Below are 22,882 nucleotides of genomic sequence, written 5' to 3'. Positions count from 1 at the left end.
TGACGCACTCGTCGAGGAAGACGGAGTTCAGCAGGATGCGGGCGGCCGGGTTGAGGCCGAAGGAGATGTTGGACAGGCCCAGCGTGGTCTGCACCTTCGGGTGGCGCCGCTTGAGCTCGCGGATGCCCTCGATGGTGGCGACGCCGTCCCCCCGGGACTCCTCCTGGCCGGTGCAGATGGTGAAGGTCAGGCAGTCGACGAGGATGTCCTCCTCGTGGATGCCCCAGTTGCCGGTCAGGTCGTCGATGAGCCGTTCGGCGATCTCGACCTTCTTCTCGGCGGTGCGGGCCTGGCCCTCCTCGTCGATGGTGAGCGCGATGAGGGCGGCGCCGTGCTCCTTGGCCAGGGCCGTGACCTTGGCGAAGCGGGACTCGGGGCCGTCGCCGTCCTCGTAGTTCACCGAGTTGATCACCGCGCGGCCGCCGAGCTTCTCCAGGCCCGCCCGGATGACGTCGACCTCGGTGGAGTCCAGCACGATCGGCAGCGTGGAGGCGGTGGCGAAACGGCCGGCCAGCTCCTCCATGTCGGCGACGCCGTCACGGCCGACGTAGTCCACGCACAGGTCGAGCATGTGCGCGCCCTCGCGGATCTGGTCGCGGGCCATCTCCACGCAGTCGTCCCAGCGGCCTTCCAGCATGGCCTCGCGGAACTTCTTCGAGCCGTTGGCGTTGGTGCGCTCGCCGATCGCCAGATAGGAGGTGTCCTGCCGGAACGGCACGCTCTGGTACAGCGAGGCCGCGCCCGGCTCGGGCTGCGGGCTGCGCTCGCTCGGGGCGACGTCCCGGACACGCTCGACGAGCTGCCGCAGGTGTTCGGGGGTGGTGCCGCAGCAGCCGCCCACGAGGGAGAGGCCGTAGTCCCGGACGAAGTTCTGCTGGGCGTCGGCCAGGCCCTCGGGGTCGAGCGGGAAGTGCGCGCCGTCCTTGGTCAGGATCGGCAGGCCGGCGTTGGGCATGCACAGCAGCGGGATGCGCGAGTGACGCGTCAGATAGCGCAGGTGCTCGCTCATCTCGGCCGGGCCGGTGGAGCAGTTCAGGCCGATCATGTCGATGCCGAGGGGCTCCAGCGCGGTCAGCGCCGCACCGATCTCGGAGCCGAGCAGCATGGTGCCGGTCGTCTCGAAAGCCATCGAGACCAGCAGAGGCACCTCCACCCCGACGGCCTCCATGGCCCGGCGGGCGCCCAGGACGGAGGCCTTCGTCTGCAGCAGGTCCTGGGTGGTCTCCACGAGCAGCGCGTCCGCGCCGCCGGCGAGCAGGCCCTCGGCGTTGGCCTGGTAGCCGTCGCGGATCGTGGCGTAGCCGACGTGGCCGAGCGTGGGCAGCTTGGTGCCGGGACCGATCGAGCCGAGCACCCAGCGCGGGCGGCCGTCCCGGGCGGCGTACTCGTCGGCCACCTCGCGGGCGATCCGGGCACCGGCCTCGGACAGCTCGTGCACCCGGTCGGCGATCTCGTACTCGGCGGCGGCGGTGTGGTTGGCGCCGAACGTGTTGGTCTCCACGCAGTCCACGCCCACCGCGAAGTAGGCGTCATGGACCGAACGGACGATGTCCGGCCGCGTCACATTGAGGATCTCGTTGCAGCCCTCGAGATTCTCGAAGTCCTCGAGCGTGGGGTCCTGCGCCTGGAGCATGGTGCCCATGGCCCCATCGGCCACGACCACACGGGCGGCCAGGGCTTCTCGGAGCGCGGACACACGGGTCCGGCTGTCTGCGGAAGGGGTCGGCGGCAACGAGGCCATGTAAAGGGCTCCCTCGGATGCGACGGCTGTCGGCTTTGCGGCTTCCCGGACAGCCGGAGGGCTTCCGGGGAACGGCGCACCGCGCCAGCGTAACCGGGAGTCGGCTTGGATGGGCAGCGCGTCCACGAGCCGGACTCGAACGGCGCCGGAACGGCCGCCGGGCGATCCGCCGGTCATCAGCGGTGCAACAAATGGCGACGTGCCATTAGCGAGAGGTCGGCATCGACCGGTAGTGTTCGACATTGCCGAACGAGGGCTGTGGTGCCGCTTGTCGGCGGTCGAAGGGGACGGAGGCAGTACGGCGATGGCACGGAACATCCAGTCGCTCGAACGGGCGGCCGCGATGCTGCGGCTGCTCGCGGGCGGCGAGCGGCGGCTCGGCCTGTCGGACATCGCCTCGTCCCTGGGCCTGGCCAAAGGCACCGCCCACGGCATCCTGCGCACCCTCCAGCAGGAGGGCTTCGTGGAGCAGGACGACACCTCCGGGCGCTACCAGCTGGGCGCGGAGCTGCTGCGCCTGGGCACCACCTACCTCGATGTGCACGAGCTGCGGGCGCGCGCCCTGGTGTGGACCGACGACCTGGCCCGCTCCAGTGGCGAGAGCGTCTACCTGGGCGTCCTGCACCAGCAGGGCGTGCTGATCGTGCACCACGTCTTCCGGCCCGACGACAGCCGGCAGGTCCTGGAGATCGGGGCCATGCAGCCGCTGCACTCCACGGCCCTGGGCAAGGTGCTGTCGGCCTACGACCCGGTGGCGCACAGCGAGGCCCTGGAGGCCGACCGCAAGGCCTTCACCGACCGGACCGTGTGCGAGCCGGAGGACTTCGAGCACATCCTCGACGTCACGCGCGCGCGGGGGTACGCGGCGGACGTGGAGGAGACCTGGGAGGGCGTGGCCTCCCTCGCCGCCCCCATCCACGACCGGCGGCGCATGCCGGTCGGCGCGGTCGGCATCACCGGCGCCGTGGAGCGGCTGTGCCGGTCCGACGAGGAGAGCGCGCTGCGGCCCGAGCTGATCGCGGCGGTACGGGACTGCGCCCGCGCGGTCTCGCGGGATCTGGGCGCCGGGCGGTTCTGAGGGCACACGAGCGGACCGGGGCGCCGTACGGCGTTCCGGTCCTCGGCATGTCCGCGCTCACCTGCGGCAAAGATCCTTGAGCCCGGGGCGATCAGTAACGATCGTGTTTTCGACAACACAGCTCTTGACGTGCTCGTAACCCCGAAGCAAGACTCCCGTCCATCGGTCGACATTGTCGAACAGCTACCGGCAATACGCGCTAGAGTGTGACAACGCCAGGCCGGTATCGAACTTCCCTGGACGTAGGACAAAGGAGTCGCGGGTGTCCAGCTCCGACATCTTCATCGGCGAGACCATCGGTACCGCCATACTCATCCTCCTCGGCGGTGGCGTCTGCGCCGCCGTCACGCTGAAGGCTTCCAAGGCACGCAACGCCGGCTGGCTCGCCATCACCTTCGGGTGGGGCTTCGCGGTGCTCACGGCCGTCTACACCTCGGCGCCGCTGTCCGGCGCCCATCTGAACCCGGCCGTCACCCTCGCGCTCGCGATCAAGGACGGCGACTGGAAGAACGTCCCGGTCTACTGGGCCGGTCAGATCCTGGGCGCCATGATCGGTGCGGCCCTGGTCTGGATCGCTTACTACGGTCAGTTCCACGCGCACCTCACCGACCGCGAGATAGTCGGCGGCCCGGGTGCGCAGGACACGACGGCCAAGGCCGTCGAGGCCCGGGAGAAGGGCGCCGGCCCCGTGCTGGGCGTCTTCTCCACCGGCCCCGAGGTCCGGGTTGCCTGGCAGAACGTCGCCACGGAGATCATCGGCACCGTCGTGCTGGTGCTCGCCGTGCTGACCCAGGGCCTGAACGACAAGGGCAACGGCCTGGGCACCCTGGGCGCCCTGATCACCGCGCTCGTCGTGGTCTCCATCGGCCTGTCCCTCGGCGGCCCGACGGGTTACGCCATCAACCCGGCCCGTGACCTCGGTCCGCGCATCGTGCACGCCCTGCTGCCGCTGCCCAACAAGGGCGGCTCCGACTGGGGCTACGCCTGGGTTCCGGTGGTCGCCCCGCTGATCGGCGGGGCCATCGCCGCAGGCATCTACAACGTCGCGTTCGCCTAGGAGCGGCATTCACCACCGCTTCGCGAAACTCTCGGCACGCGCCGTACGTAAAGCCCCATAAACACGGAACTTTCCAGGAGACACAGTGACCGACGCGCACACCGCCGGCCCCTTCATCGCCGCCATCGACCAGGGCACCACCTCCAGCCGCTGCATCGTCTTCGACCGGGACGGCCGGATCGTCTCCGTCGACCAGAAGGAGCACGAGCAGATCTTCCCGAAGCCGGGCTGGGTCGAGCACAACGCGACCGAGATCTGGACCAACGTCCAGGAGGTCGTCGCCGGGGCCATCGAGAAGGCCGGCATCACCCGCGCCGACATCAAGGCCATCGGCATCACCAACCAGCGCGAGACGACCGTGCTGTGGGACAAGAACACCGGTGAGCCCGTCCACAACGCCATCGTCTGGCAGGACACCCGCACCGACGCCCTGTGCCGTGAGCTCGGGCGCAACGTCGGCCAGGACCGCTTCCGCCGCGAGACGGGCCTGCCGCTGGCCTCCTACTTCGCCGGCCCGAAGGCCCGCTGGCTGCTCGACAACGTCGACGGGCTGAAGGAGCGCGCCGAGGCCGGCGACATCCTCTTCGGCACCATGGACAGCTGGGTCATCTGGAACCTGACCGGCGGCACCGACGGCGGCAAGCACGTCACGGACGTCACCAACGCCTCGCGCACCATGCTCATGAACCTGCACACCATGCAGTGGGACGACAAGATCTGCGAGTCCATCGGCGTCCCGAAGCAGATCCTGCCCGAGATCCGCTCCTCCGCCGAGGTCTACGGCGAGATCACCGGCGGCAAGCTGGGCGACCTGCTCGGCGGCATCCCGGTCGCCTCCGCGCTCGGCGACCAGCAGGCGGCCCTGTTCGGCCAGACCTGTTTCGCCGAGGGCGAGACCAAGTCGACCTACGGCACCGGCACCTTCATGGTGATGAACACCGGTGACAAGATCATCAACTCCTACAGCGGCCTGCTGACCACCGTCGGCTACAAGATCGGCGACCAGAAGACGGTCTACGCCCTGGAGGGCTCGATCGCGGTCACCGGTTCGCTGGTGCAGTGGATGCGCGACCAGATGGGCCTGATCTCCACCGCCGCCGAGATCGAGACTCTCGCCCTGTCGGTCGAGGACAACGGCGGCGCCTACTTCGTGCCGGCCTTCTCCGGCCTGTTCGCCCCGTACTGGCGCTCCGACGCCCGCGGTGTGATCGCCGGCCTGACCCGGTACGTCACCAAGGCACACCTCGCGCGTGCCGTCCTGGAGGCGACCGCCTGGCAGACGCGGGAGATCGCCGACGCCATGACCAAGGACTCCGGCGTGGAGCTGGCCGCCCTGAAGGTCGACGGCGGCATGACCTCCAACAACCTGCTGATGCAGACCCTCGCCGACTTCGTGGACGCCCCCGTGGTGCGCCCGATGGTCGCCGAGACCACCTGCCTCGGCGCCGCCTACGCCGCCGGTCTCGCCGTCGGCTTCTGGAACAGCACCGACGACCTGCGCGCCAACTGGCGGCGGGCCGCCGAGTGGACCCCCCGCATGGACGCGGAGACCCGCGCCCGTGAGTACAAGAACTGGCTCAAGGCCGTCGAGCGGACCATGGGCTGGCTCGAGGACGAGGAGTAAGAAACAGCATGACCACCAAGTCCACCCTGCAGTCCGTGCCTGCCCTGGGGACGCACCCGGCCTCCGGCTCGAACCCGAGCCGAGCCGAGACCAGGGAGCAGCTCTCCAAGGCGTCGTACGACCTTCTCGTGATCGGCGGCGGCATCCTGGGCATCTCCACCGCCTGGCACGCCGCGCAGTCCGGCCTCAGGGTGGCTCTGGTGGACGCCGGCGACTTCGCCGGTGCCACGTCCTCCGCCTCCTCCAAGCTCCTCCACGGCGGCCTGCGCTACCTGCAGACCGGCGCGGTGAAGCTGGTGGCGGAGAACCACTTCGAGCGCCGTGCGGTCTCCCGCCAGGTGGCTCCCCACCTGGCGAACCCGCTCACGTTCTACCTCCCCGTGTACAAGGGCGGGCCGCACGGCGCGGCGAAGCTCGGCGCGGGCGTCTTCGCCTACTCCGCGCTCTCCGCGTTCGGTGACGGCGTCGGGCACCTGCTCTCGCCGGCCAAGGCCGCGCAGGACGTGCCCGAGCTGCGCACCGAGAACCTCAAGGCCGTGGCCGTCTACGGCGACGACCAGATGAACGACTCGCGCATGGCGCTGATGACCGTCCGCGCGGCCGTGGAGGCGGGCGCGGTCGTCCTCAACCACGCCGAGGTGACCGGTCTGCGCTTCACCCAGGGCCGGGTCACCGGCGCCGAGCTGAAGGACCGCCTGTCCGGCGACGAGTTCGGCGTGAACGCCCGGCTGGTGCTGAACGCGACCGGCCCGTGGGTCGACCACCTGCGCCGGATGGAGAACCCGAACGCGGCGCCGTCCATCCGCCTGTCGAAGGGCGCGCACCTGGTCCTCAAGCGCACCTCCCCCTGGAAGGCCGCGCTCGCGACCCCGATCGACAAGTACCGCATCACCTTCGCCCTCCCCTGGGAGGACATGCTGCTGCTCGGCACCACCGACGAGGTGTTCGAGGGTGACCCGGCGGACGTCTCGGTCACCGAGCAGGACATAACCCAGATCCTCGACGAGGCCGCCTTCTCGGTCCGTGACCAGCAGCTCAGCCGCGACCTCATCACGTACTCGTTCGCCGGACTGCGCGTGCTGCCGGGCGGCCCCGGCGACACCGCCAAGGCCAAGCGCGAGACGGTCGTCACCGAGGGCCGGGGCGGCATGCTGTCCGTCGCGGGCGGCAAGTGGACCACGTTCCGCCACATCGGCCGGACGGTCATGAAGAAGCTGGAGTCGCTGCCGGGCCACCCGCTGGGCGACGACTTCGAGCCGATCGGCGCGCTGCCCAAGAGGCTCCCGCTGCCCGGTATCGCCAACCCGCGCGCGGTCGCCCACCGGCTGCTCACGGACCGGCCGGCGCCGGGCCCGCGCATGGCGGCCGACACGGCCAGGCACCTGGCCACGCACTACGGCTCGCTGGCCTTCGACATCGCCCGCCTGGCCAACGAGAGTCCCGAGCTCGCCGAGCGCGTCCACCCCGACGCCCCGGAGATCTGGGCGCAGGTCGTCTGGGCCCGGGACCACGAGTGGGCCGAGACGCAGGACGACGTGCTGCGCCGCCGCACGACGCTGACGATCCGGGGTCTCGCCACGGACGACGTCCGCGCCAAGGTGCAGGACCTGCTCGACAAGAAGTAGGCCCGGCCCCGGGGGCATCCGTGCCGGGAGGGGCGGCTCCACGCCGATGGAGCCGCCCCTTCCGCGTTCCCGCGCCCGCATAATGACGTGATACGTCGGAGGTTTTGAGCACACTGGGAGGCCTGCCATGGCAGTCACCGACGAGGCGATCGAGAAGATCAAGGGAATGATCGTCTCCGGCGCGCTGCGCCCGGGTGACCGGCTGCCCAAGGAGAGCGAACTCGCCGCCGACCTCGGGCTGTCGCGCAACTCCCTGCGGGAGGCCGTGCGCGCCCTGTCGCTGATCCGGATTCTGGACGTACGGCAGGGTGACGGCACGTACGTCACCAGCCTCGACCCGCAACTCCTGCTGGAGGCGATGAGTTTCGTCGTCGACTTCCACCGCGACGACACGGTCCTGGAGTTCCTGGCCGTACGCCGCATCCTGGAACCGGCCGCGACCGCCATGGCGGCCGTGCGGATCAGCGAGCAGCAACTGGACGCGCTGACAGTCCAGTTGGACAAGCTCGGCGAGGCCCCGTCCGTGGAGGATCTCGTCGCCTGCGACCTGGAGTTCCACCGGGGCATCGTGCACAGCTCGGGCAACTCCGTGCTCTGTTCGCTCCTCGACGGGCTGTCGGGCCCCACCACCCGGGCCCGGATCTGGCGCGGCCTCACCCAGGAGGACGCCGTCGCCCGCACCCTGCGCGAGCACCGGGCGATCCTCGCCGCACTGCGCGACCGGGACGCCGAGGCGGCGCGCTCGTGGGCGACCGTGCACATCGCGAGCGTGGAGCAGTGGCTGCGTTCCACGCTGTGACCGGCGCCCCGCGCACCGCTCGGAAGGGTCCGGGGTGTCCGGGGGCGGATCGCGGGGCAGTGATGGGGCACTCCCCCTGCAAGGGGGCTGCGGGCGCCCCCGCGGCACGCCGTAAGGTTGGGTGGTCAAGCGAGGGCACGTCGGAAGGAGGCGCTGGGTGATCGAGCTCGAGGGGGTTCCCGAGCTGGTCGACCCGGTCATGGTGGCCGCGTTCGAGGGCTGGAACGATGCCGGCGACGCCGCCTCCACCGCGGTCGCGCATCTGGACAGGGAATGGAAGGGCGAGGTGTTCGCGGCGCTGGACGCCGAGGACTACTACGACTTCCAGGTGAACCGCCCCACGGTGTTCATCGAAGCGGGCGTCCGCAAGATCACCTGGCCCACGACGAGGATGTCGGTGGTCCGGGTCGGCGGTGAGAAGCCGCGCGACCTCGTCCTCGTCCGGGGCATCGAACCGTCCATGCGGTGGCGTTCGTTCTGCAACGAACTGCTCGGCTTCGCCCACGAACTGGGGGTGGAACTGGTGGTCGTCCTGGGCGCCCTGCTGGGCGACACCCCGCACACCCGCCCGGTTCCGATCAGCGGGACGACGTCCGACCCGGACCTGGCCCGCCGTATGGACCTGGAGGAGACCAAGTACGAGGGCCCCACGGGCATCGTCGGTGTCCTCCAGGAGGCCTGCACGCACGCGGGCGTCCCGGCCGTCTCGCTCTGGGCGGCGGTGCCGCACTACGTGTCGCAGCCGCCGAACCCGAAGGCCACGCTGGCCCTGCTGAACCGCCTGGAGGACCTGATCGACGTGCGCATCCCGCTGGGCGAGCTGCCCGAGGACGCGCGCGCCTGGCAGGTCGGCGTGGACCAGCTGGCCGCCGAGGACAGCGAGGTCGCCGAGTACGTCCAGTCGCTGGAGGAGGCCCGGGACACCGCCGAGCTGCCGGAGGCGTCGGGCGAGGCGATCGCCCGGGAGTTCGAGCGCTACCTGCGGCGCCGCGACGGCGGCGGACCGCCCGCCGCCGGCGGTCACGCCACGGCGGACGGCAGCGACAGCACGTCGTACCTGCGGGACAACCCGGGCGGCCGCACCCGCCCGCCGAAGCCGCCCAAGCCGGGCACGGACGACGACGAGTCGTCGGAGGACTGAGGCCACCACACGGACTTGAGGGGCGTCTCCCGGCCGGGAGACGCCCCTCAAGTCCGTTCCGTCTGCTTCCCGGCTAGAGCGCCACGCCCAGCAGTGCGTCCACGGCTCGGGAGACCACCCCGGGCGCGCCGATGTCGGTGCCGCCGCTCTGCTCCTGGAGCGCGACCCAGCGGTCGACCGCGGTGAGCGCGGCCGGGGCGTCCAGGTCGTCGGCGAGGGCCTCGCGGATCTCCTCGACGAGCGCCTCCGCCGGCGGCCCGTCGGGCCGGGACACGGCGGCCCGCCAGCGGCCGAGCCGTGCGACGGCGTCCTGGAGGACCTGGTCGGTCCACTCCCAGTCGGCGCGGTAGTGGTGGGCGAGCAGTGCGAGCCGGATGGCGGCCGGGTCGACGCCGTCGTGCCGCAGCCTGGAGACGAAGACCAGATTGCCCTTGGACTTGGACATCTTCTCGCCGTCGAGGGCGACCATGCCGGCGTGCACATACGCCTTGGCCATGGGGAACTCACCGGTCAGGGCCTGGGCGTGCGAGGCGCCCATCTCGTGGTGCGGGAAGGCGAGGTCGGAGCCGCCGCCCTGGATGTCGAAGCCCATGCCGAGGTGGTCGAGGGCGATGGCCACGCACTCGATGTGCCAGCCGGGCCGGCCTCGTCCGAGCGATCCGCCGTCCCAGCTGGGCTCGCCCTCGCGGGCCGCCATCCACAGCATCGGGTCGAGCGGGTTCTTCTTGCCCGGGCGGTCCGGGTCGCCGCCGCGCTCGGCGGACAGCAGCCGCATCGCCGCGGCGTCGAGGTTGGAGACCTTGCCGAAGTGCGGGTCGGACTCGACGGAGAAGTAGACGTCACCGTCGAGTTCATAGGCCGCGCCGGCGTCCCGGAGCCGCTCGACGAGCGGGACGATCCCGGGTATGGCCTCGACGGCGCCTATGTACTGCCGCGGCGGCAGCATCCGCAGGGCCGTCATGTCCTCGCGGAAGAGGGCCGTCTCCTTCTCGGCGAGCGCGGCCCAGTCGATGCCGTCGCGCTGCGCCCGCTCCAGGAGGGGGTCGTCGACGTCGGTGACGTTCTGGACGTAGTGAACCTGCCGCTTGGTGTCGAGCCACACGCGCTGCACGAGGTCGAACGCGTTGTAGGTCGCCGCGTGTCCCAGGTGAGTGGCGTCGTACGGGGTGATGCCGCAGACGTAGATACGGGCGACGGGACCGGGGTCGAGGGTGACGAGGCCGCCGGTCGCGGTGTCGTGGATCCTCAGGTCGCGGCCCTGACCAGGCAGGGCGGGGACCTCGGAAGCGGGCCAGGCATGCATGCCATGAGCCTAACCGGACTGGAGTTCCAGATACGAACGGGAGCGGGCCACACGGCCGAGAAGGCTCTCTTGCGGCGAACCGGCGACTGTGCTGCTACACGGGTGGCCAGGGAATCGCCGGCCACTCGCCGCTCGGCTCCGGGTGGGTCCCCGAGGCGAGCAGCGCGCCGACCCGCGCGCGGGTGGCGTCGATCTCGGCGCCGGTGATCAGCGGTTCGAGCCGCGCGGCCAGCGTCCCGCCCTCCGCCAGGGCCTTCCGGAGCCCTTCGAGGACCTCGACGGACTCCTGGGGCAGGGGCTCCCCCGCCCAGCCCCACAGTAGGGTCCGCAGCTTGTTCTCGGCGTTGAACGTGACCCCGTGGTCGATCCCGTACAACCGTCCCTCACCGGTGGGCAGCAGGTGGCCGCCCTTGCGGTCGGCATTGTTGATCACGGCGTCGAGCACGGCGAGCCTTCGCAGCCGTTCGTCGTCGGCGTGCACGAGCAGCGCGGTGCGTCCCTCGCCGACCTCGGCGAAGCCGATCGCCTTCCAGCCCGGCTCCGGTTCCTCGCCGTCGACCAGGGCGAGCAGTTCCGCCTCGGGCGCCACCTCGACCCACAGCTGGCACATGCCCTCGCCGTAGGGCCCGTCGCGCAGCACGGTGGGCGGCACCAGGCCCCAGCCCGTCGCCTCGGAGACCTCGTACGCGGCGACCTCGCGCTGGGCGAGCGTCCCGTCGGGGAAGTCCCACAGGGGCCTCTCCCCCGTGACCGGCTTGTAGACGCAGGCCGCGTCCCGGCCGTCGTACGACACCGTGCAGTACAGGGCCGCGTTGGAGGCCTCCCGGATGCGTCCGCGGACGGTCAGTTCGCCCCGGGCGAGCAGCTCGGCGGTGTCAGGCGGCGGCGTCACGCTCCGCGGCGGTATCCGTTCTGGCGCGGACATACGTGTCCTTCCGGGTCGAGCGGGAGGCTGCACAGCGGGCACGGCGGCCGCCCGGCGTTGACGACGTCGAGGGCGCGCTTGGCGAAGGCCCTGGCCTGCGCGCCGGTGAGCCGGACCCGCAGCATCGGGGGCCCGTTCTCCTCGTCCTGGAGCAGCCGCTCCTCGGCCTCGGCGAGGTCCTCCTCGGTCTCCGCGTCGAGCTCCACGAGCGCCTGCGCCTCGACGATCATGAGCTGCTCGTCGCCGTCCCAGGCGAGCGCCATGGTGCCCACCCGGAACTCCTCCTCGATGGGGGTGTCCAGCGGGGCGGTGTCGGTGTCCGAGGGTGCGACGGCGGGGACGTGGGCGCTGCCGCCGCTACGGCGTACGACCTCGTCGAGCAGTTCGTCCATGCGTTCGGCGAGCGCGGCGACCTGGGTCTTCTCCAGGGCCACGCTGGTCACGCGGGAGCCGGCGGAGGCCTGGAGGAAGAACGAACGGCGCCCGGGCAGTCCGACCGTGCCGGCCACGAAACGCTCCGGATGGTCGTAGAGGAACACCTGACGGGACACGTCCTGTCTCCATTGGGATCGTGGGAAACGTATGAGCACGGCACTGCTGCGACCGCTTCACCCTACTGCGGCGAACGATCACGGTGCGCCCGCACCACCCCCGACTTCGGCCTCGCCGCCCGGCGGTTCCTCGCGCGGCGCCAGGGACGTGAAGTCGCCGGTGTCACCGAGCCGGACGAGGAACGGCCGCAGTCGTGTGTAACGGATCGCGGTGATGGAACACGGTTCGACGGAAATCCGCTGGAAGAGGTCCAGATGCAGTCCGAGCGCGTCGGCGACGAGCGACTTGATGATGTCGCCGTGCGAGCAGACGAGGTAGACGGCGTCGGCGCCGTGGTCGCGCTCCACGCGCGCGTTCCACTCGCGGACGGCCTCGGCCGCGCGCGTCTGCATGGCCCGCATGGACTCGCCACCGGGGAACGCCGCGGCGGAGGGGTGCGCCTGCACCACCTCCATCAGGGGTTCGTCCTTGAGTTCGGCGAGCTTGCGTCCGGACCAGTCCCCGTAGTGGCACTCGCCGATGCGCTCGTCGGTGTGGGGGCTCAGTTCGGGCCGGGCGTCGAGCAGCGGCCGGATGGTTTCCTGGCAGCGCTGGAGCGGGCTGGTGACGATTTCGGCGAGGGGCAGTCCGGCCAGCCGCCCGGGGAGCGCGGCGGCCTGCGCGGCGCCGCGCTCGTCGAGGGCGACACCGGGCGTCCAGCCGGCGAGCAGTCCCTCGGTGTTGGCGGTGGAGCGTCCGTGCCTGACCAGGATCAGCGTGGGCATGCGGTCCAGCGTAGGCGCACGCGTGCGTGCGGTGTCGTTCGAGTGACAGGAGACTCGCCTCGTGATCGTCGACTGTGCCATCTACCGCGACGGACAGCGGACGGAAGGGCCCGAAGACCTCTCCGACGCCCTGGGTGAGGCCCGCACGGCGGGCGGATTCGTGTGGATCGGGCTGCACGAGCCGACGGAGGACGAGTTCGACCACGTGACCCGGGAGTTCGGGCTGCACCCGCTGGCCGTCGAGGACGCCCTCAAGGCCCACCAGCGGCCCAAGCTGGAGGTGTACGACGACTCGCTCTTCGTGGTGCTCAAGCCGGTGGCGTACGAGCCGCAGAGCGACACCGTCTCCTCCGGCGAGATCATGATCTTCCTGGGCGACTCGTTCGTGGTGACCGTCCGGCACGGCGAGGGCTCCCCGCTCAAGGCCGTGCGCCGGCGGCTGGAGCAGGAGCCGGAGCTGCTCGTCAAGGGCCCCACGGCCGTGCTGTACGCGGTCGCCGACGCGACCGTCGACCACTACCTGGACGTGGCGACCGAGTTGCAGACCGACCTGGAGGGCCTGGAGGCGGAGGTGTTCTCGCCGGACGGCGGGGGCACGCGGAACACGGCGTCCCGGATCTACGACTTCAAGCGGCAGGTCCTGGAGTTCCGCCGGGCGACCGGGCCGCTGGCCCCTCCGATGAGCCGGCTGGCGGGCACGGCGTCGACCGGTGTGACCGTGCCGTTCGTGGACGACCGGGCCCGGCCGTTCTTCCGCGACGTCAACGACCACCTCACGCGCGTGAACGACTCCGTGGAGAACCTGGACCGGCTGGTGTCGGACATCCTCTCGGCACACCTGGCGCAGATGAGCGTCCGGCAGAACGACGACATGCGGAAGATCTCCGCGTGGGCGGCCATGGCCGCGATCCCCACGATGCTGGCGGGGATCTACGGCATGAACTTCGACCACATGCCCGAGCTGCGCTGGGTCTGGTCCTATCCGGCCCTGCTCGTGCTGATGGCCGCCCTGGAGGTGATGATCTTCCGGCTGTTCAAGCGCCGCGGGTGGCTGTAGCCGGGCCCGGCTCAGGCGAACTCGGGTTCCGGGGTCGCGGGACCGCCGAGGGCGTTACGGCGCTCGGGCGTCTCAAGCGACACCATGCGGCGCCAGCCGCCCAGCCGTTCGTACGCGTACATGGCGTGGATGCCTGCCGCGAGCAGCGCCGACTTGGCCTTGGACCAGCCGAGGATGCGGCCCATGTGCGCCATGACGGCGAGGCTGACGTCCCGGTAGATCCGGATCTCGGCGAGCGCGCACTCGCGCAGGGTGCGCTGGATGGTCCGGCCGTGGCCCGCGTAGGCGAAGCGCAGCAGTTCCTCGTGGCAGTAGGCGAGGTGGTTGTCCTCGTCGTGGGAGATCTGCTTGACCGCGCGGCCGATGTCGGGGTGGTCGGCGAAGTGCTTGCGGAGCAGGTCCATCTGCTCGGAGGCGCGCTGCTCGGTGACCCTGCTGTGCGAGAGGTAGGTGACGATGTCCTGCACCGTGAGCCGCTCGTCGCGCTTCAGCTGGTCGTGCGCGAGGCCGATGCCGTTCTTCTCCAGGAGCATGGTGTAGTCGGTCTCCGGAGGGACCGGGACGGGGTCGAGGCCGCGCTTCTTCATCAGGGCGCTGAAGATCCGACCGTGCTTGTCCTCGTCGGCGCCGTGCCGGCTGATCTTGGGGGCGAGTGCGCGCTGGGCCTCCGGGACGAGCGCGGCGATACGGGCGTTCTCCCAGCCGCCCTGGGACTCACCGCTCGCGGCGATGGAGCAGAACAGGGCGAAGGACTCGTCGTTGGCGAGGATCTCCTGGAACAGACTCTTGGCCGAAAGCATCGTGGGCACCTCTCCCGCACGCGTGGGCGAACTGCGGCATTTCGCAGGTTTCCGCGAAGAACGAGTCAAGTGCGGGGTGGAGAGTGCCGCAACAGGGGTGAGGGACAACTCCGCCGAATGGAGGAGGCGGGGGCGGGCGTGCCGGGCCGGGCGGGGCGCCGCGCCGTAACCGGCGGCGGCCCCGCGCGTTGTTCCGCGTGACGGCCGTGGCGGGGAAGACCCCCGAGCCCCCACCACGGCCGCTGAAAGCTCCTAGGCGAGCCCGGCGCGCTCCAGGGCCTCGGTGCCGGCCCTCAGGGACGCGAGCCGCTCGTCGAGCGTGAAGCCCGCCGGCGCGAGGGACAGGGTCGTGACCCCGGCCGCGGCGTAGGCCTTCATCCGGTCCGCGATGCGGTCCACGGAACCGAGCAGGGTCGTCTTGTCGATCAGGTCGTGCGGCACGGCGGCCGCGGCGCCCTGCTTGTCGCCGGAGAGGTACTTGCTCTGGATCTCGGCGGCTTCCCGCTCGTAGCCCATGCGCTGGGCGAGCTGGTTGTAGAAGTTCTGCTTGGGGCTGCCCATGCCGCCGACGTACAGCGCGGTGTAGGGGCGGAAGGTGTCGGCGAGCGCGGCCACGTCCTTGTCGTCGCCGACGGCGAGCGGCAGGGTCGGGCAGACGTCGAATCCGTCGAGGGTCTTGCCGGCCTTCTCGCGCCCGGCGCGCAGATACGAGATCGTCGTGTCCTCGAGGTGCTCGGCGGCCGGGAAGATCAGCAGGGCGCCGTCGGCGATCTCGCCGGTCTGCTCCAGGTTCTTGGGGCCGATCGCGGCGATGTACAGCGGGATGTGCTCGCGCTGCGGGTGCACGGTCAGTTTGATCGGCTTGCCGGGGCCGCCGGGCAGGGGCAGGGTCCAGTGCTGGCCCTCGTAGGACAGGCGCTCGCGGGTCATGGCCTTGCGGACGATCTCGACGTACTCGCGGGTGCGGGCCAGCGGCTTGTCGAACTTCACGCCGTACCAGCCCTCGGAGACCTGCGGGCCGGAGACGCCGAGGCCGAGGCGGAAGCGGCCGCCGGAGAGGGAGTCGAGGGTGGCGGCGGTCATGGCCGTCATCGCGGGCTGCCGGGCCGGGATCTGGAAGATGGCGGAGCCGACGTCGATGCGCTCGGTCTGGGCGGCGACCCAGCTCAGTACGGTGGCGGCGTCGGATCCGTAGGCCTCGGCGGCCCAGCAGACGGCGTAGCCGAGCCGGTCGGCCTCCTGGGCGACGGCCAGGTTGTCCGCGTCCATTCCGGCACCCCAGTAGCCGAGGTTGATACCGAGCTGCATGCCGCATCCCCTTACTGATCAGTAACGTGCCCTGTGCGTGCACCTTAGCGCGGGGGTGGGGGCGGGGTACACGGCCGCAGCCCCGCTGTCGTTTAGATGAGTGAACAGAAATCATGGACGCGACCATTGACGCGTCCACAGCAAGTTCGTACCTTTCGCTGGAAAGCGCTTTCCGTCACCACCGTCCGAAGACGAACGGAGAGGCAAGGATGAAGCGAACACTCCCCCGGAGGCTCCACGCCGCGCTGGCCACGATGGCCCTCGCCGCCGCGACCGGCACCCTCGTGTCGATGCCCGAGGCGTCGGCGGCGACCGGCAGCGCCACCGGCTACGCGGCCCAGAACGGCGGAACCACCGGCGGCGCCGGAGGTCAGACGGTCCGGGCGACGACCGGAACGGCGATCCACCAGGCCCTGTGCGGCCGGGCGAGCACCAGCACCCCCCTCACCATCGAGGTGACCGGGACCATCAACCACGGCAACACCAAGAAGGTCTCCGGCGCCGGCTGCGACACCTCCGACGGTGTGATCGAGCTCAAGAAGGTCAGCAACGTGACCGTCGTCGGGGTCGGCAGTGGCGCCGTCTTCGATCAACTGGGCATCCACATCCGCGAATCGAAGAACATCATCATCCAGAACGTGACCGTCCGGAACGTCAAGAAGTCCGGCTCTCCCACGTCCAACGGCGGGGACGCCATCGGCATCGAGCGCAACGTCCGCAACGTGTGGATCGATCACACCACCCTGGAGGCGTCGGGCGGCGAGTCGGAGGGCTACGACGGCCTGTTCGACCTCAAGGACAACACCCAGTACGTGACCCTGTCCTACAGCGTCCTGCGCAACTCCGGCCGCGGCGGCCTCGTCGGGAACAGCGAGAGCGACCGGACGAACGGCTACATCACCTACCACCACAACCGGTACGAGAACATCGACTCCCGCGCCCCGCTGCTGCGCGGCGGCATCGCCCACCTCTACAACAACCACTACGTGCGCCTCAACGAGTCCGGCATCAACTCCCGGGCCGGCGCCCGCGCCAAGGTGGACAACAACTACTTCGAGGACTCCAAGGACGTCCTGGGCACCTTCTACACCGACGAGGCCGGCTACTGGCAGGTCGGGGGCAACATCTTCGACAACGTGACCTGGTCCGCCCCCGGCAGCGAGAACCATCCGGCCGGACCCGACCCGAGGTCGAACACCACCGTCGGCATCCCGTACGCGTTCCGTGCGGACGCCGCCGGCTGCGTGCCGGCCGTCGTGAGCCGAACGGCGGGCGCGAACAAGGGCCTTCAGGTGTCGGACGGCACGTGCTAGACCAGGACACCCGGCATCGTCGGATCGGGGAACCTCACGGTCCCGCTCCCGGAAATCGGTGGTCCGCAGCCACCCACACCGTAGGTTCTGGCCAGTAATCTCGGCGTTCATGGAGCAGAGGCAACTCGGCCGCACCGGCCTTCGTGTGTCCCGGATCGGGCTCGGCACCCTGACCTGGGGGCGGGACACCGACGAGCACGACGCCGCGGACCTCATGAAGACGTTCTGGGAAGCGGGCGGGACCCTCGTCGACACCGCGGACGTGTACGGCGACGGTGAGGCCGAGTACCTGCTCGGAAAGCTCATGGACGGCCTGGTGCCCCGCCGTGACCTGGTCATCTCGACCAAGGCGGGCAGCGTGCCGGACCCCGACCGCCGCTTCGACGGGTCGCGCGGCCATCTGCTCTCCGCGCTGGACGGCTCGCTCTCCCGGCTCGGCACCGACCATGTCGACCTGTGGCACGTGCACGCGTACGACCCGGACACCCCGCTGGAGGAGACCCTCCAGGCACTCGACCTCGCGGTCTCCAGCGGGCGTGCCCGCTACGCCGCCGTCTCCAACTTCTGCGGCTGGCAGCTGGCCAAGGCCGCGACCTGGCAGCTCTCGGCCCCCGGCAGGACCCGCCTCGCCGGTACGCAGCTGGAGTACTCCCTGCTCCAGCGCGGTGTCGAGCGCGAGGTGCTGCCGGCCGCGCTGGACCTGGGCATAGGCCTGCTGCCGTCCTCGCCACTCGGGCGCGGGGTGCTGACGGGCAAGTACCGGGGCGACTCGATGCCGCCGGACTCGCGCGGCGCCTCGGAGCGTCTCGCGCCGTTCGTCGCGCCGTACCTCGACGACACGGCGAGCCGCATCGTGGACGCCGTGGCGACCGCGGCCGACGGGCTGGCGGTGACACCGCTCCAGGTGGCCCTCGCGTGGGTCCGCGACCGGCCGGGGGTGGCCGCGCCGATCGTCGGCGCGCGCAACGCGCAGCAGCTCACGGCGGCGTTGTCAGTGGAGACCCTTAGTCTTCCAGACGAGATCTGCCGGGCGCTCGACGATGTGTCGGCGCCCGTGCACCGCTATCCCGATCACGACTGGAGCACGCTGTGAGCACGGAGCCCGAGACCACGGAGGACACCGAGCCGGGGACACCGGGCGCCGAGAGCACACCGGCCGGAGCCGCCGAGACCGACCGGGGTGAGGAGGGCGTCGGGCAGGGGGCCGGCACCGGGAGTTCCGAAGCGGGCACCGGGCAGGAGTCCGAGGCCGGGGGCGCTGAAGTCGCGGACGGGCAGGAGTCCGGCACCGAGGACGCTGAAACAGGCGCCCGGCAGGAGTCCGGCACCGAGGACGACGAAGCCGCAGACGGGCAGGGATCCGGCACCGAGGACGCTGAAGCAGGCGCACGGCAGGTGTCCGAGGCCGAGGCCGAGTTGCGGGCCCAGCAGGCCGAGCGGGAGCGCATCGAACAGCGCAAGGCCGAGAAGAAGACGCCCATCGAGGCCGGCACCAAACTGAGCGGCAAGGCCGCCGACCTGCTCGCGGCCGTACGGGCCGTCGAGAGCGGCGAGAAGCCGGTGGCCGCCGTGTTCGAAGAGCCCCGCCCCGCCCCCCGGCGCTCCGCCCCCGAGCCGGAACGGCGACCCCGGCCGGTGGCGTCCGAGCCCGTCGCCGCCCCGGTGGCTCCCGCGCCGCAGGCGGTCCAGTCCGTGAAGCAGGTGCTCGGCGAGGGCGGGGCCCCCGAGGTGCTCGCGCCGCAGATCGCCGCCGCACTCGGCGAGGGAGCGGACGAACGACTGCGCGCCGACCCCTGGCAGTTGCTGCGGGTCCCCGGCGTGCGCCCCGAGCAGGCCGACGGTTTCGCGCGGGCCCTGCTCGGAGCCGAGTGCGGCCCGGACGACGAGCGGCGGGGCCGGGCCCTCACCGGCTGGCTCCTGGAGCAGGCGGCGCTGGCCGGGCACACCGCCCTGGAGATGTCGGCGCTCCTCGCCGCCCTGGCCCAGCGGGGCGTCCCGGAGCCCGACGGTGCCGTGCAGGACGCGATCGCGGAGGGCGAGGCCCTGGTCTTCCAGGACGCGCTGGAGGAGAAGGCCGCCGCCCCGGCCCGGAGCGACGAGGAGGGCGCGGCGGAGGACGAGGAACGCCCGGTCCGTGTCCTGGTCGGGCTGGAGCGCTACGCGCTGGCGGAGGAGAGCCTGGCAGACGGCCTGGCCCGGCTGGTCAACTCGGTGCCCAAACAGGACGGTTCGGCCGAGGACTGGGAGCGGGCCGCCGCCGCGGCGCAGGGGTCGACGGCGGAGCTGATCCGCGCGGTCGCCGGTCAGGGCCTGGTGCTGCACACCGGCGGCGAGGCGTCTCTGGCCGAGCCCGCGGCGCTGCTGAACACCGCGCGGGCCCTCGGGCTGCGGGCCTGGGCGGCCGCGCACGGCCCGATCGGACGCAACCGTTTCGCGGCCCTGCTGCGCCGGTCCGGCCAGGCGGCGGACGGTCCCGGGCGAGCGGACGAGACACCCGCCGGTGCCCCCGTGGCCACCGTCGCCGGACTGCTCTCCGGCCTCGAAGGGCCCGGCCGGGACGCGGACGGGGCCCTCGATCTCGATCTGCTCGTCGTGCTCGACGCGCCGCAGCTGGATGTGGAGGCGGCGGCCCTGCTGACGGAGTCGCTGCCGGACGGGGCGCGTCTGGTGCTGGCCGGGGATCCGGCGGTGCTGTGGTCCGTCGGGCCGGGCCGGGTGTTCGCGGATCTGCTCGCGGCGCGGATCTGCCCCCAGGTGGCCTCACGGCGGCCGGATCCGGGGCCGCTGGGCGAGCTGGTCTCCGGTATCGGCATCGGCGAGCTGAACCAGGTCGAGGCCCCCGGCAAGGAGGTCGTGATCGTGCCGGTGCGGGACGCGGGCGAGGCCGTGCACCGGACGGTGCAGCTCGTCGTGGACTCGGTGCCGCGGGCGATCGGCGTACCGGCCGACGAGACCCAGGTGATCACGCCGGGGCACGGCGGAGCGGTCGGGACGCGTGTGCTCAACGCGGCCCTGAAGGAGCGGCTCAACCCCGGCCCGGGCCGCTTCGGCGGCTTCGACCCCGGCGACCGGATCGTCTGGTCCCCCGTTCCGGGGCGTGCGCTGCCGGGCCGGGTGGTGAAGGCGGATGCCGAGGGGCTGCATCTGTCGTGCGAGGGCGAGGCCGTCGTCGTGCCCAAGGAGCGGGTGGAGCAGACCGTGCGGCACGGGTGGGCGCTGACCGCGCACCAGGCCGTGGGGAGCCGGTGGCCCGCGGTGGTCGTGGTGCTGCCCGGCGACGCGGCGCAGGCGCTCAGCCGGCCGTGGGTGTACACGGCGTTCGGACGGGCCGACCGGCATCTGTCCGTGGTGCACGGCGTGGAGCAGGCGCTCCCCCGGGCCGTGGCCGAGGTTCCGGCGAAGCCGCGGACGACCCGGCTTCCGGTGCTGCTCGCACCGCAGATCAGCGGTACGTGACGGGGTGGTGGGGGGGGGGGGGGGCGGGGCCCCCCCCCGCCCCCACCACCCCGTGGCCGTCTGCGGGTGCGCTCAGCGGCGGTCCGCGTCCAGCGGTTCCAGGTCCTCGTCCTCGTCCAGGTCGCCGACGAGCTCGTCCTCGAGGTCTTCCCCGTCATCGTCGACGTCGTCGATCTCGTCGTCGAAGACGGCGCTGACGTCGAAGCGGCAGACCACCTGCTGCGCGTCGACCTCCTCGAACGGTGCCTCCAGCCACTCGCCGGGTTCGGCCGGCTCGTCCGCCGCCGTCACCCAGAGCGTGGAGTCGCCCTCCTCCAGCCCGAACTCCTTGTGCCGGGAGGCGATCTCGTCGGGTTCGAACTCGCCGAACAGCAGCCCGAGAGCGCCGTGCACCGTCCCGGAGGCCGAGGCGCCGTCATCGCCCTCCGCCGATTCGATCCGCTGTGCCTGCGCCAGCAGCCGCTGAGGTTCGGCGACGGCGTAGTCACGGCGGATCAGCACGCTCAGTGCGTTCGGTTCCTCGGGACCGGTGTACGGGGGCAGCGCGTCCTCCGCCCCGGGGATCTCGAAGGGCGTGACCTCGTCGTAGCGGTCGTAGAGCAGTTCGTCGTACACCTCTGCGGCCGCGGCCAGCTGGTTGAACGCCTCGTAGACCGCCGGGTCGTCCTCTCCCGACCGGCGTTCGACCGCGGCCAGGTGGCGGTCGAGCGCGGTCTTGACCGCCTCGGCGGCGGCGCGTACCTCGGCAGCGGTGGGCTGCGCAGCATCAGACATAGTGCAGACGCTATCCGTACCTGGCCCCAGCCCGCACAATAGATGCGATGCCGGAATACGAATTTGTCGACGTGTACGTCCCTCGCGGGGTCTCCCGCAAGGAAACGGCACGTCTGCTGACCGACCACGCGGAGTACGGAAACTGGGAGTTGTACCGTCTGAGCCTGCTGCGCGACGGCAGCCGCAAGGTGCGGTTGCGTCGGAGGATCATCCGCCAGGTGCGGGCCACGTGGTGAGCTGAGACGGGCACGGGGAGAAACACATGACGGAGCGGGCCCCGCCTCGGCGGGGCCCGCTCCGTTTCCCCGGGAGCGTGTCAGGCCGAGGCGCGCGCCTTGCGGTAGAGGACCGCGCCCGCCAGCAGCGCGCCCGCGCCGGCCGGGAGGGCGAGGCCGAGCGGCAGATCGCTGCCGGTGCTGGCGAGCTGGGCGTCACTCTTCGGCTGCGTCACGAACTGGCCACCCGGCTGGTTTCCGTACGAGGAACCGCCAGGGGTCCCGACGCCGGTCGCGGGCGGAGTACCCGGGGTACCGGGGTCGCCGGGCTCACCGGGGTGACCCGGGGTGCCGGGATCACCAGGGGTGCCGGGATGACCCGGGGTGCCGGGGTTGCCCGGAGTCCCAGGGGTGCCGGGGTCGCCCGGGTGGCCGGAATTGCCCGGGCCGCCCGGCTGGCCCGGGGTCTCGTGGCCGCCGCCGGGCGGGGTGCCGTGGTGGCCGCCGCCACCGTTCGAGCAGTCGTTGCCCGTGCTGGGGTTGCCGACGCCGATGACGTCGACACTGTTGCCGCAGACGTTCACCGGCACGTGGACCGGCGCCTGGACGTGGTTGCCCGAGCCGACGCCGGGCGAGTCGGTGGCGTGACCGCCCGCGTGCGAGCCGCCGTGTTCGCCGTATCCCCCCGACGACGATCCATCGCCCTTGTCGGCGCACGAGTTGCCGACCGACGGGTTGAGCACGCCGATGACGTTGACCGTGTTGCCGCAGACGTTGACCGGCGCGTGCACCGGCGCCTGCACCGAGTTCCCGGACAGCACGCCCGGCGACCCCGAAGCGGCGCCCTGGGCGCCCGAGTCGGCGTGCGCGGAGCCGCCCGCGGCGGCGATCACGCCGGTCGCGGCCGCCACGGTCATCAGACCCTTGCGGGTAGCCTGTCGCATTACTGAATACCTGCCTTCGACCCTGTCTCGAATTCTTCTCGAATTCCTCGAAAGAAGCGTTCGGTCCCGGAGCGCATGGCACGCGCTCCGGGACCGATGGCTTGGAACTCCCCTCAGCGAGGGGAGAGCATCACTTGTTGATGCAGGTGTTGCCGAAGGCGGGGTTCAGCAGCCCGATCACGGAGACCGTGTTGCCGCAGACGTTCACCGGGACGTGAACGGGCACCTGAACAACGTTGCCGGACAGGACGCCCGGGGAGTGCACGGCGGCACCCTGAGCACCCGAGTCGGCGACGGCCAGGCCCGCGCCCGCGAGAACCAGCCCACCGGTGGCAGCCGCAGCAGCGACGACCTTCTTGATCATTATTCCTCCTAGTTGGCAAAGCGACCCATCTTGCGATCGCAT

20 protein-coding genes and 1 pseudogene are annotated in these 22,882 nt (G+C 71.4%); 11 read left to right on the top strand and 10 right to left on the bottom strand.

Features of this window, described 5'->3' with window-relative positions; translation table 11 throughout:
• Window positions 1-1,741: homocysteine S-methyltransferase family protein (locus tag ACFY9E_RS37250; protein WP_390992320.1), on the bottom strand; the 1,741-nt coding region annotated here is incomplete at its 3' end.
• A 304-nt stretch (window positions 1,742-2,045) separates the two neighbouring features.
• Here ACFY9E_RS37250 and ACFY9E_RS37245 point away from each other — a divergent pair.
• The 6 genes from ACFY9E_RS37245 (at window position 2,046) to ACFY9E_RS37220 (ending at window position 9,065) form a co-directional block, all read left to right on the top strand.
• Window positions 2,046-2,819 (top strand): IclR family transcriptional regulator C-terminal domain-containing protein, encoded by a 774-nt coding sequence (locus ACFY9E_RS37245; RefSeq protein ID WP_390992318.1) that lies wholly within the window; start codon window positions 2,046-2,048, stop codon window positions 2,817-2,819.
• Between the two features lie 262 nt (window positions 2,820-3,081).
• A complete protein-coding gene (locus tag ACFY9E_RS37240; protein WP_390992315.1) occupies window positions 3,082-3,876 on the top strand; it encodes an MIP family channel protein in 795 nt (264 codons plus the stop codon).
• Between the two features lie 85 nt (window positions 3,877-3,961).
• Window positions 3,962-5,500 (top strand): glycerol kinase GlpK, encoded by a 1,539-nt coding sequence (gene glpK, locus ACFY9E_RS37235; protein ID WP_390992312.1) that lies wholly within the window; start codon window positions 3,962-3,964, stop codon window positions 5,498-5,500.
• A gap of 8 nt (window positions 5,501-5,508) precedes the next feature.
• Window positions 5,509-7,125 (top strand): FAD-dependent oxidoreductase, encoded by a 1,617-nt coding sequence (locus ACFY9E_RS37230; protein WP_390992310.1) that lies wholly within the window; start codon window positions 5,509-5,511, stop codon window positions 7,123-7,125.
• 127 nt (window positions 7,126-7,252) lie between these two features.
• Window positions 7,253-7,924 (top strand): FCD domain-containing protein, encoded by a 672-nt coding sequence (locus ACFY9E_RS37225; RefSeq protein ID WP_390992308.1) that lies wholly within the window; start codon window positions 7,253-7,255, stop codon window positions 7,922-7,924.
• A 157-nt stretch (window positions 7,925-8,081) separates the two neighbouring features.
• Entirely contained in the window at window positions 8,082-9,065 is a 984-nt protein-coding gene (locus ACFY9E_RS37220; protein ID WP_390992305.1) for a PAC2 family protein, read from the top strand.
• 73 nt (window positions 9,066-9,138) lie between these two features.
• On the opposite strand, the gene mshC is transcribed toward ACFY9E_RS37220, so the two are convergent.
• From mshC to ACFY9E_RS37200, 4 genes are all read right to left on the bottom strand, one after another.
• The gene (mshC, locus tag ACFY9E_RS37215) at window positions 9,139-10,368 is read right to left on the bottom strand and encodes a cysteine--1-D-myo-inosityl 2-amino-2-deoxy-alpha-D-glucopyranoside ligase (RefSeq protein WP_390992302.1); all 1,230 of its coding nucleotides are present in this window, start codon (window positions 10,366-10,368) and stop codon (window positions 9,139-9,141) included.
• Window positions 10,369-10,462: 94 nt separating this feature from the next.
• Window positions 10,463-11,293, bottom strand: coding sequence for an SCO1664 family protein (locus ACFY9E_RS37210; RefSeq protein ID WP_390992300.1), 831 nt, complete (start codon window positions 11,291-11,293; stop codon window positions 10,463-10,465).
• On the bottom strand, window positions 11,257-11,844 hold the full coding sequence (locus ACFY9E_RS37205) for a DUF3090 family protein (protein WP_390992297.1): 588 nt from the start codon (window positions 11,842-11,844) through the stop codon (window positions 11,257-11,259). Before ACFY9E_RS37205 ends, ACFY9E_RS37210 begins: the two co-directional genes overlap by 37 nt.
• Before the next feature lie 78 nt (window positions 11,845-11,922).
• The gene (locus ACFY9E_RS37200; protein ID WP_390992294.1) at window positions 11,923-12,609 is read right to left on the bottom strand and encodes an MSMEG_4193 family putative phosphomutase; all 687 of its coding nucleotides are present in this window, start codon (window positions 12,607-12,609) and stop codon (window positions 11,923-11,925) included.
• A 61-nt stretch (window positions 12,610-12,670) separates the two neighbouring features.
• On the opposite strand from ACFY9E_RS37200, the gene corA reads away from it, so the two are divergent.
• Window positions 12,671-13,666 (top strand): magnesium/cobalt transporter CorA, encoded by a 996-nt coding sequence (gene corA / locus ACFY9E_RS37195; protein ID WP_390992292.1) that lies wholly within the window; start codon window positions 12,671-12,673, stop codon window positions 13,664-13,666.
• An 11-nt stretch (window positions 13,667-13,677) separates the two neighbouring features.
• Here the strand turns inward: corA and ACFY9E_RS37190 are convergent, their stop codons facing one another.
• Together ACFY9E_RS37190 and ACFY9E_RS37185 are read right to left on the bottom strand one after the other, a co-directional pair.
• Complete coding sequence (locus tag ACFY9E_RS37190) at window positions 13,678-14,466, bottom strand: ferritin-like domain-containing protein (protein WP_390992289.1); 789 nt, start codon at window positions 14,464-14,466, stop codon at window positions 13,678-13,680.
• A gap of 252 nt (window positions 14,467-14,718) precedes the next feature.
• Window positions 14,719-15,774, bottom strand: coding sequence for an LLM class F420-dependent oxidoreductase (locus ACFY9E_RS37185; protein WP_390992286.1), 1,056 nt, complete (start codon window positions 15,772-15,774; stop codon window positions 14,719-14,721).
• Between the two features lie 209 nt (window positions 15,775-15,983).
• Between ACFY9E_RS37185 and ACFY9E_RS37180 the strand changes: the two are divergent.
• The 3 genes and pseudogenes from ACFY9E_RS37180 to ACFY9E_RS37170 form a co-directional block, all read left to right on the top strand.
• Window positions 15,984-17,084 (top strand): annotated as a pseudogene (locus ACFY9E_RS37180) (polysaccharide lyase family 1 protein); the annotation flags it as partial.
• A 112-nt stretch (window positions 17,085-17,196) separates the two neighbouring features.
• Complete coding sequence (locus tag ACFY9E_RS37175) at window positions 17,197-18,180, top strand: aldo/keto reductase (RefSeq protein WP_390992283.1); 984 nt, start codon at window positions 17,197-17,199, stop codon at window positions 18,178-18,180.
• The gene (locus ACFY9E_RS37170; protein ID WP_390992281.1) at window positions 18,177-20,543 is read left to right on the top strand and encodes a helix-hairpin-helix domain-containing protein; all 2,367 of its coding nucleotides are present in this window, start codon (window positions 18,177-18,179) and stop codon (window positions 20,541-20,543) included. The genes ACFY9E_RS37175 and ACFY9E_RS37170 overlap by 4 nt, the downstream gene beginning before the upstream one ends.
• Window positions 20,544-20,615: 72 nt before the next feature.
• Here the strand turns inward: ACFY9E_RS37170 and ACFY9E_RS37165 are convergent, their stop codons facing one another.
• Complete coding sequence (locus ACFY9E_RS37165; RefSeq protein WP_390992279.1) at window positions 20,616-21,317, bottom strand: hypothetical protein; 702 nt, start codon at window positions 21,315-21,317, stop codon at window positions 20,616-20,618.
• A 47-nt stretch (window positions 21,318-21,364) separates the two neighbouring features.
• Between ACFY9E_RS37165 and ACFY9E_RS37160 the strand changes: the two genes are divergently transcribed.
• Complete coding sequence (locus ACFY9E_RS37160; protein WP_390992277.1) at window positions 21,365-21,553, top strand: DUF5703 family protein; 189 nt, start codon at window positions 21,365-21,367, stop codon at window positions 21,551-21,553.
• Window positions 21,554-21,633: 80 nt separating this feature from the next.
• On the opposite strand, the gene ACFY9E_RS37155 is transcribed toward ACFY9E_RS37160, so the two are convergent.
• On the bottom strand, window positions 21,634-22,476 hold the full coding sequence (locus ACFY9E_RS37155) for a chaplin family protein (protein WP_390992275.1): 843 nt from the start codon (window positions 22,474-22,476) through the stop codon (window positions 21,634-21,636).
• Between the two features lie 130 nt (window positions 22,477-22,606).
• Window positions 22,607-22,840, bottom strand: coding sequence for a chaplin ChpH (chpH, locus tag ACFY9E_RS37150; protein ID WP_030608446.1), 234 nt, complete (start codon window positions 22,838-22,840; stop codon window positions 22,607-22,609).
• Window positions 22,841-22,882: the final 42 nt, after the last annotated feature.

The sequence above is a fragment of the Streptomyces sp. NPDC012466 genome (assembly GCF_042955215.1).
Taxonomy (GTDB): Bacteria; Actinomycetota; Actinomycetes; order Streptomycetales; family Streptomycetaceae; genus Streptomyces.
This window is presented reverse-complemented; position numbering and strand designations above follow the sequence as displayed.

What these genes read in the sequence shown, in the direction of transcription:
- ACFY9E_RS37165 (WP_390992279.1), bottom strand. Translation starts at nt 21,317, where the DNA reads ATGTCTGATGCTGCGCAGCCCACCGCTGCCGAGGTACGCGCCGCCGCC.
- ACFY9E_RS37245 (WP_390992318.1), top strand. Translation starts at nt 2,046, where the DNA reads ATGGCACGGAACATCCAGTCGCTCGAACGGGCGGCCGCGATGCTGCGG.
- ACFY9E_RS37160 (WP_390992277.1), top strand. Translation starts at nt 21,365, where the DNA reads ATGCCGGAATACGAATTTGTCGACGTGTACGTCCCTCGCGGGGTCTCC.
- ACFY9E_RS37175 (WP_390992283.1), top strand. Translation starts at nt 17,197, where the DNA reads ATGGAGCAGAGGCAACTCGGCCGCACCGGCCTTCGTGTGTCCCGGATC.
- ACFY9E_RS37210 (WP_390992300.1), bottom strand. Translation starts at nt 11,293, where the DNA reads ATGTCCGCGCCAGAACGGATACCGCCGCGGAGCGTGACGCCGCCGCCT.
- ACFY9E_RS37155 (WP_390992275.1), bottom strand. Translation starts at nt 22,476, where the DNA reads ATGCGACAGGCTACCCGCAAGGGTCTGATGACCGTGGCGGCCGCGACC.
- chpH (WP_030608446.1), bottom strand. Translation starts at nt 22,840, where the DNA reads ATGATCAAGAAGGTCGTCGCTGCTGCGGCTGCCACCGGTGGGCTGGTT.
- ACFY9E_RS37230 (WP_390992310.1), top strand. Translation starts at nt 5,509, where the DNA reads ATGACCACCAAGTCCACCCTGCAGTCCGTGCCTGCCCTGGGGACGCAC.
- mshC (WP_390992302.1), bottom strand. Translation starts at nt 10,368, where the DNA reads ATGCATGCCTGGCCCGCTTCCGAGGTCCCCGCCCTGCCTGGTCAGGGC.
- ACFY9E_RS37185 (WP_390992286.1), bottom strand. Translation starts at nt 15,774, where the DNA reads ATGCAGCTCGGTATCAACCTCGGCTACTGGGGTGCCGGAATGGACGCG.
- ACFY9E_RS37200 (WP_390992294.1), bottom strand. Translation starts at nt 12,609, where the DNA reads ATGCCCACGCTGATCCTGGTCAGGCACGGACGCTCCACCGCCAACACC.
- ACFY9E_RS37190 (WP_390992289.1), bottom strand. Translation starts at nt 14,466, where the DNA reads ATGCTTTCGGCCAAGAGTCTGTTCCAGGAGATCCTCGCCAACGACGAG.
- ACFY9E_RS37225 (WP_390992308.1), top strand. Translation starts at nt 7,253, where the DNA reads ATGGCAGTCACCGACGAGGCGATCGAGAAGATCAAGGGAATGATCGTC.